Raw genomic sequence first — 7,522 nt, 5'->3', positions numbered from 1 at the left:
CGGCGGCCATCTTGAACCAGTGGCTGGCAGCACGTCAGAATCAAGCACTCAGGATGAAGTGAACCCATGGTCCGGGCGCGTCGTGTGGTGCTGGCCTACTCCGGAGGAGTGGACACCAGTGTCTGCATTCCCTACCTGCTGCAGGAGTGGGGTGTGGAGGAGGTCATTGCCTTTGCGGCGGATCTGGGGCAGGGGGAGGAGTTGGAGCCCATCCGTCAGAAGGCCCTCCGCGCCGGAGCCAGTCAGGCGCTGGTGGAGGATCTGGTGGAGCCGCTGGTGAAGGAATTCGCCTTGCCGGCCATTCGCGCCAACGGGCTCTATCAGGGACGTTATCCCCTCTCCACCGCCCTGGCGCGCCCCTTGATTGCCCGCGCACTGGTGAAGGTGGCCCGCACACTGGGGGCGGACGGGGTGGCCCATGGCTGCACCGGCAAGGGGAACGACCAAGTGCGCTTTGATCTGGCCATCGCCGCCCTGGCGCCGGATCTCGCCATTCTCACCCCGGCCCGGGAGTGGGGCATGAGCCGCGAGGACACCATTGCCTACGGCGAGCGCCATGGCATTCCGGCCCCCGTGAGCAGGAGTTCCCCCTACTCCATTGACCTCAACCTGCTGGGGCGCAGCATCGAGGCGGGTCCGTTGGAGGATCCCTGGCGGGAGCCCCCTGCGGATGTCTACCACCTCACCTGCCGGCCGGAGGCTGCCCCCGATGAGGCTGCGGTGGTGGAGATCGGCTTTGCCCACGGCAATCCCGTCAGCCTCAACGGCCAGTCCCTGGACCCGGTGACCCTGATTCGCCAGGCCAACGTCATTGCAGCGGCCCACGGCTATGGGCGGATTGACATGATCGAGGATCGGGTGGTGGGGATCAAGTCGCGGGAGATCTATGAAACCCCGGGCATGCTGCTGCTCATCCGCGCCCATCAGGAGTTGGAATCCATCTGTCTGGCAGCGGACGTGACGGCCACCAAGCGCCAGTTGGAGCAGCGCTGGGCCGAACTTGTCTATCAGGGGCTCTGGTTCGGTCCCCTCAAACAGGCCCTGGATGGTTTCCTGGATACCACCCAGAAGGAGGTCAACGGCCGGGTTCGCCTCAGGCTGTACAAGGGCGGTTGCGCCGTGATTGGCCGCGAGGCCGGCAACGGTCTCTATGCCATGGATCTGGCTACCTATGGCAGAGAGGACCAGTTCGACCATCGGGCCGCGGCGGGCTTCATCTACGTCTGGGGTCTGGCTACCCGCCTTTGGGCCAGCCGTCACCCAGGATCCTGATGGGTCGGGGGCTGACCATCGGCAGCGGCGGCCCCCTTGTCCTGCTCCCCGCGGGAGTCACGGGATACGGGAGCAAAGTTCAGTTTGATGGTGAGATAGCGGATCACGTCGTCGCTCAGACCCATGGCCTGCTCCAGCACCGCCACCTGTTGGCCATTGCCGGAGTGGTGCAGTTGCACGTAAATCCCCTCGGTGTGCTTGCCGATGGGATAGGCGAAGCGCCGCTTGCCCCGCATCTGGGTGTCAATCACCTGACCTTCGGCGCCCAGGATGCAGTCCCGGTACTTGTTCACGTGGCCGTCCACGGCATCCTCGGCAATGTCGGGCCGAAGGATGTACATGGTCTCGTAGTAGCCGGGATCCTGTTGAGTTGCGGTTGGGGCTTCAGGGGTGCTGGTCATGGAGGTGGTGATGGGAAGCGGGGCGGGAAGGGGCAATCTACGCTGCCGACACTGCCGGGCGGACTTTAGAAGAGTTGGAGCCGTACCGCATCCGAGAGGCCGGGCAGCTCGGGCTCTCGTCCGCGGATACACTGCACAAAGGCGAAGATCACCAGCAACAGGCTGCCAAGAAACAGGGTGTTGCTGAAGGTGTCGCAGGCGAAGGCGCCCATACTGCCGGGGCGGCAGCCAAAAACGGCCAGTCCAAGGCCGGCCACCACCAGAACAATATCCACCAGAATGGCTTGCAGGGCGTTGAAGCGGAGGAAATAGGGCGCCTGTGGATTGCGCACCACCGCAAAAAACAACACCAGGAACAGCAGCAGGGTTCCCAGGCCAAAGGGCGCCAGACCATTGATCCAGCCCAGGGGCAGCGCCGGGAGAATCAGGGCTGTCCGCACCGGCGGGGGCGCCAGTCCCAGGCCGAAGAAGGGACGACCGAAAGCCAGGGCGTCACTCCAGGGCAGGAGGTACATGGCCAGCCCCAGCCCACGTTGCCAGAGGGGAATGGAGTTCATGGGAGGGGTTCACGGTAGGGCCACAGGTTAAGCCGGGGCGTCACGGGGTTCGGTGGGGAATTGCGGTGGCGCCGTCAGCGCGGCGCTGGCGGCCGTGAGCATGGCGTCCTCGTCCACCTCAGGGCGACCACTCCACCGGCGCAAGGCGGCTGCCCCCTGCCCCACCAGCATGGCCAGCCCGTCAACCGTGGCGCATCCCCGGGCGCGGGCCTGGCGCAGCAGGGTGGTGGGCCGGGGGGTGTAGATGATGTCATAGACCCAGGTGTGGGGCCTGAGGCGATCCAACTGGGGGGGAGTCAAGGGGCAGGCATTGGCGGCGGGGCTCATACCCACGGGCGTGGTGTTGACCACCAGTTCCACCGAGGCCAGAACGGCATCCAGCCCGGACCAGGGGACCCCCTCTGGATGATCCGCCAGGCGCCGGGCATCCGCCAGAAACCGCTCCAGCCGCTGAGAATGACGTCCGGCCACCAGAATCCTTCCACAGCCCAGGGCGCTGCAGCCAGCCACCACCGCCCGGGCGCTGCCACCACCGCCCAGCACCAGAGCGGTTGTGTTGCGCAGATCCACCCCTTGCCGCTGCAGCGGCGCCATGAACCCCACCATGTCGGTGTTGTCCCCGGTCCAGCCATGGGGCTGCCGCAGCAGGGTGTTGACGGCGCCAAGGCGCTGGGCCAGGGGCGTCACCGCCTGAAGCAGGGGCATCACCGCCTGCTTGTGGGGAATGGTCACGTTGAGTCCGACGGCTCCGAGGGCATGCAGACCCTCCAGGGCCACAGGCAAGGCGGCGGCGGCCACCGGCAGCGCCATGTAGCGCCAATCCAGCCCCAGCTTGCGGATGGCGGCGTTCTGCAGGACGGGCGAGAGGGAGTGGCCCACCGGATCACCCAACACCGCCAGAAGCTTTGTGGACCCCCTGATACCGGTCATGTGGCTTGGAAAACGCTGGGTGGAGGGTAGGCAGGGTTCGGGAACCACGCCTATTTCCGGTGGGCATGGCCGGGGAGGATGTATCACGCTTTCAGCAGTCACGTTTTCAGGTATCGTCATCATGGGCAAGGTCGTTGGCATTGATCTCGGCACCACCAATAGCTGTGTCGCTGTAATGGAGGGCGACAAACCCACGGTGATCGCCAATGCCGAGGGGTTCCGCACCACCCCGTCCGTGGTGGCCTACACCAAGAACAAGGACCAGCTTGTTGGGCAGATTGCCAAGCGGCAGGCGGTGATGAATCCTGACAACACCTTCTATTCCGCCAAGCGCTTCATTGGCCGTCGCACCGAGGAGGTGGGCGAGGAACTCAAGGAAGTGGCCTATGGGGTGAAGAATGCCGGCAGCCGTCTGAAAATTGATTGCCCGATCCTGGCCAAGGAGTTTGCGCCGGAAGAGGTGTCTGCCCAGGTGTTGCGCAAACTGGCGGATGACGCCAGCAGCTACCTGGGGGACAAAGTGACCCAGGCGGTGGTGACGGTGCCCGCCTACTTCAACGATTCCCAGCGCCAAGCCACCAAGGACGCGGGCAAAATCGCCGGCCTGGAGGTGTTGCGCATCATCAACGAACCCACCGCCGCGGCCCTGTCCTACGGCCTGGACAAGAAGAGCAACGAGCGCATCCTGGTGTTCGACCTGGGCGGCGGCACCTTCGATGTCTCTGTTCTGGAAGTGGGGGACGGGGTGTTCGAGGTGCTGGCAACCAGCGGAGACACCCATTTGGGCGGGGACGACTTTGACAAGGTGATCGTGGACCACCTGGCCAATACGTTCAAGTCGGAAGAGGGAATCGACCTGCGTCAGGACAAGCAGGCCCTGCAACGGCTCACCGAGGCGGCCGAGAAAACGAAAATCGAACTCTCCAGCGCCACCCAGAGCGAGATCAACCTGCCGTTTATCACCGCCACCCAGGATGGTCCCAAGCACTTGAACGTGACCATCACCCGGGCCCGCTTTGAGGAACTCTCCAGTCATCTGATTGACCGCTGCCGCACGCCGGTGGAGAGGGCCCTTGCCGATGGCAAGCTTTCCGCAGGCGAGCTGGACGAGGTGGTAATGGTGGGCGGCTCCACCCGCATCCCCGCTGTGAAGGATCTGGTGAAGAAGGTGACCGGCAAGGATCCCAACCAGTCGGTGAACCCTGACGAGGTGGTGGCCGTCGGCGCCGCCATCCAAGGGGGCGTGCTGTCCGGTGACGTGAAAGACATCCTGCTGCTGGACGTGACCCCCCTGTCCCTCGGGGTGGAAACCCTGGGCGGGGTGATGACCAGGATGATTGACCGCAACACCACCATTCCCACCAAGAAGGAGCAGGTGTACTCCACGGCGGTGGATGGCCAGACCAATGTGGAAATCCACGTGCTCCAGGGTGAGCGGGAGATGGCCAAAGACAACAAGAGCCTGGGCACCTTCAAGTTGGAAGGTATCCCCCCGTCCCCCCGTGGCGTGCCCCAGATCAAGGTGACCTTCGACATTGACGCCAACGGCATTTTGAACGTCACCGCCCGGGATGAGGGCAGCGGCAAGGAGCAGTCCATTTCCATTACCGGATCCTCCACCTTGAACGACAAGGAGGTGGATCGCATGGTGAAGGATGCCGAAGCCAATGCCGATGCCGATAAGCAGAAGCGGGAGCGCATCGACCTGCGCAACGAGGCCGATAGCCTGGTCTACCAGGCAGAAAAGCAACTGGCCGATCTTGGAGACAAGCTGCCCGCGGCAGAGAAGGAAAAGGTGGAGTCTCTCAACAAGGAGCTCAAAGAAGCCCTGGAGAGCGAAGACCTGAACCGCATCCGCTCCCTGAAGGATCAGGTGCAGCAGGCCCTCTATGCTGCAGGGGCCTCGGTCTACCAGCAAGCTGCCGGCCAGACCCCGGGTGGCGCTGCCCCGGGTCAGGACCCGACCGCTGCTGCAGGGGCTGGATCTGCCACAGGCGGCGCCAGCGGCGGTGGAGATGATGTCATTGACGCGGACTTTACGGAAACAAAGTAAACCCCGATTCCGGGTAAGGGGACCAGGGAAAGTCGCGGTTCCACCAGCAGTTCCCCTCAGTCCCCTTACCCGGACCTCCGGCTCAATAGATTTCCGGGGCAATACATTGGTCGTCACCGCATAACCGGGCAAACAGTTGCCCCGCATCCTGGGGATCCAGTTGGCGACGGGTGGCTTGACCGTCCAGGGAGCGGATGGGGCGGCAACTGACGCTGTTGAGGAGAATGCCGCCCCCGGCCAGCAGGGCTTGGCGGCTCACGGGTCTCTCATGGCTTCCGGGGCGTTGCAGGAGTTGTCCCCGCATGATGCCGGGCAAACAGCCCTGATCCAGGCCCGGCGTCAGCCAGTCCATCCCCCGCCGGATCCAGAGGTTGGCGGCTGTGGCGCAGGCGTAGTGGCCGGTGCTGCTGAGGAGTAGGGCGTCGTCGGCAGCAGCCATGCGGGCTTCGCGCCGGGCAATGACAGCGTCGGTGTAGTTCAGGGTTTTACACCTGCTGCTGGCGGAGTCCCCGTGCCGACGCGCCAGACGGCTGGTGATCACGTCCACCGGCGCAAAGCAGGGGGTGACGGCATGGAGTTGGAGCCAGAGGCGCGGCTGTTGGGGTTGGGGAATCGCCAGGCCCCGCTCCCCTGAGCCACGGCTGACGGTGATCCGCAGGGCCACCTGGCCCCTGGCGGAGCCCAGGCGCCGGAAGCCCTCCGCCGCCAGGGCCTGAATCCGGGCGGCGGAGGGTTCAGGCTCCAGGCCCAGCAAGGCGCAGCCCCGCTGCAGCCGTTGCCAATGCTGTGGCCACAGTACAGGGCCGTCAGGGCGCCACAGCAGGGTTTCAAAGACTCCATCCGCCAAGTTCAGACCCCGGTCATCCAAGGGCACGGCCAAGCGCTGCGGTTGGTCCCATCTTCCCCCGAACCAGGCCAGGCTTTCTGCAGGGGATCCACTCATGGCATGGGCTGCTGCAGCAACTGGAGCAGGGGCGCCATTTTGAGGCCCATTTCCCGGGTCTCTTCGGCTGGGTCCGAGTCGTAAACAATACCACAGCCGGCATGGGCCCGCAAGCGACAGCCCTTCTGGATCACGCTGCGGATGATGATGTTGCTATCCAGGCTGCCATCCAGGCCCAACCGGAACAGGGAGCCGCAATAGGGTCCCCGGGGCAGGGGTTCCAGTTCCGCCAGCCGTTGGCATGCCCGCACCTTGGGCGCCCCTGTGATGGACCCGCCGGGCCAGGCATTGCGCAGCAGGTCCAGGGCGTCACGGTCGGCCCGCAACTGGCCGGTGACGACGGAAGTGAGATGGTGAACCTGCCGATAGCTCTCCAGCCCCACCAGGGTGGGCACGGTAATGGCGCCAGGACGGCAAACACGGCCCAGGTCATTGCGGAGCAGGTCCACAATCATGATGTTTTCAGCGCGATCCTTACTGCTGGTGATCAACTCCACCGCCAGAGCTGCATCTTGGGCCGGATCCTGATGGCGGGCGCGGGTCCCCTTAATGGGTCGGGTTTCCACCCAGCCATCGCCCCACACCCGGAGAAAACGCTCGGGGGATGCCGAGAGCAGGGCATGTTCACCACGAACCACCAGGCCGGCAAAGGGCGCCGGGCTCCGCTGGCGCAGACGGCCGTAGAGTTGCAGGGGATCAGGCGGCTTGGGCAGCAGCGCCTCACAGCAACAGCTCAGATTGGCCTGGAAGACGTCCCCTGCTCCAATCCGTTCTTTAAGCTGCGCCACCTGCCGGGCAAATTCCGAGGCACTGGTGTGCCACCCCCAGGCGCCCTGAAGTGGCTCCGGCTTTTCCGGGCCGGGGGGCGGCGGCCCGGTCCAGAGTTCCACGAGCGTGTCCTGACGCTGGGCGGCGAGGGCGGCGCTGCGCTCCCATCCCACACCGGTGAACCCATGGCTGACGGCAAGCACCCGCCGCTCCAGCAGATCAAAGCAGAGCAGGGGGTCGTGAAGGCCGGCCCAGAGGAGGGGTTGATCCGGCCGCCGCCATGGCGGGTGGCGCTCCAGCCATGCGCCCGCTTCATAGCTGAGCCAACCCATCCACCCACCCATGAAGGGGGGTTCAGCGGCAGGGCGCCGCCAACTCCCGCGCTCCGGCACAGCCTGCCGCAGCAGGGTGAAGGGGTCACCTCCATGGGGAGCAGAGCAGCCATGGTCCGGCGAAGGCCAGCTTTCACAACAGACCTGGCGGACGGGGGCCGTACCCAGAAACGACCAACGGCTGACGCCAACCTGGTGATGACGGGCGCCTGGTTCCCCGGAGGGGTGGGTGTCCAACAACACAAGGCCGTCGCGTCCCCGGCGCC

At 65.1% G+C, this 7,522-nt stretch carries 7 protein-coding genes; 2 read left to right on the top strand and 5 right to left on the bottom strand.

Features of this window, described 5'->3' with window-relative positions:
* The first annotated feature begins 66 nt into the window (after window positions 1–66).
* Window positions 67–1,272, top strand: a complete 1,206-nt coding sequence (locus BG35_RS0104665; RefSeq protein WP_025781915.1) for an argininosuccinate synthase — start codon at window positions 67–69, stop codon at window positions 1,270–1,272.
* Here BG35_RS0104665 and rpsF read toward each other — a convergent pair.
* The 3 genes from rpsF to BG35_RS0104650 form a co-directional block, all read right to left on the bottom strand.
* The gene (rpsF, locus tag BG35_RS0104660; protein ID WP_025781914.1) at window positions 1,257–1,673 is read right to left on the bottom strand and encodes a 30S ribosomal protein S6; all 417 of its coding nucleotides are present in this window, start codon (window positions 1,671–1,673) and stop codon (window positions 1,257–1,259) included. The genes BG35_RS0104665 and rpsF overlap by 16 nt on opposite strands.
* Before the next feature lie 65 nt (window positions 1,674–1,738).
* Window positions 1,739–2,230: a Tic20 family protein gene (locus tag BG35_RS0104655; protein ID WP_025781913.1), complete on the bottom strand. Its 492-nt coding sequence runs from the start codon at window positions 2,228–2,230 to the stop codon at window positions 1,739–1,741.
* Window positions 2,231–2,257: 27 nt separating this feature from the next.
* Window positions 2,258–3,160, bottom strand: coding sequence for a shikimate dehydrogenase (locus tag BG35_RS0104650; protein WP_025781911.1), 903 nt, complete (start codon window positions 3,158–3,160; stop codon window positions 2,258–2,260).
* 121 nt (window positions 3,161–3,281) lie between these two features.
* On the opposite strand from BG35_RS0104650, the gene dnaK reads away from it, so the two are divergent.
* Window positions 3,282–5,213, top strand: a complete 1,932-nt coding sequence (gene dnaK, locus BG35_RS0104645; RefSeq protein ID WP_025781910.1) for a molecular chaperone DnaK — start codon at window positions 3,282–3,284, stop codon at window positions 5,211–5,213.
* Between the two features lie 82 nt (window positions 5,214–5,295).
* Here the strand turns inward: dnaK and BG35_RS0104640 are convergent, their stop codons facing one another.
* Window positions 5,296–6,087: an aminotransferase class IV gene (locus BG35_RS0104640; protein ID WP_161632535.1), complete on the bottom strand. Its 792-nt coding sequence runs from the start codon at window positions 6,085–6,087 to the stop codon at window positions 5,296–5,298.
* 65 nt (window positions 6,088–6,152) lie between these two features.
* Window positions 6,153–7,522, bottom strand: a 1,370-nt coding sequence (locus BG35_RS0104635) for an anthranilate synthase component I family protein (RefSeq protein WP_025781908.1), incomplete at its 5' end; no start/stop codon positions are given.

The organism is Candidatus Synechococcus spongiarum SH4 (assembly GCF_000586015.1).
Classification (GTDB): Bacteria; Cyanobacteriota; Cyanobacteriia; order PCC-6307; family Cyanobiaceae; genus Synechococcus_B; species Synechococcus_B spongiarum_F.
This window is presented reverse-complemented; position numbering and strand designations above follow the sequence as displayed.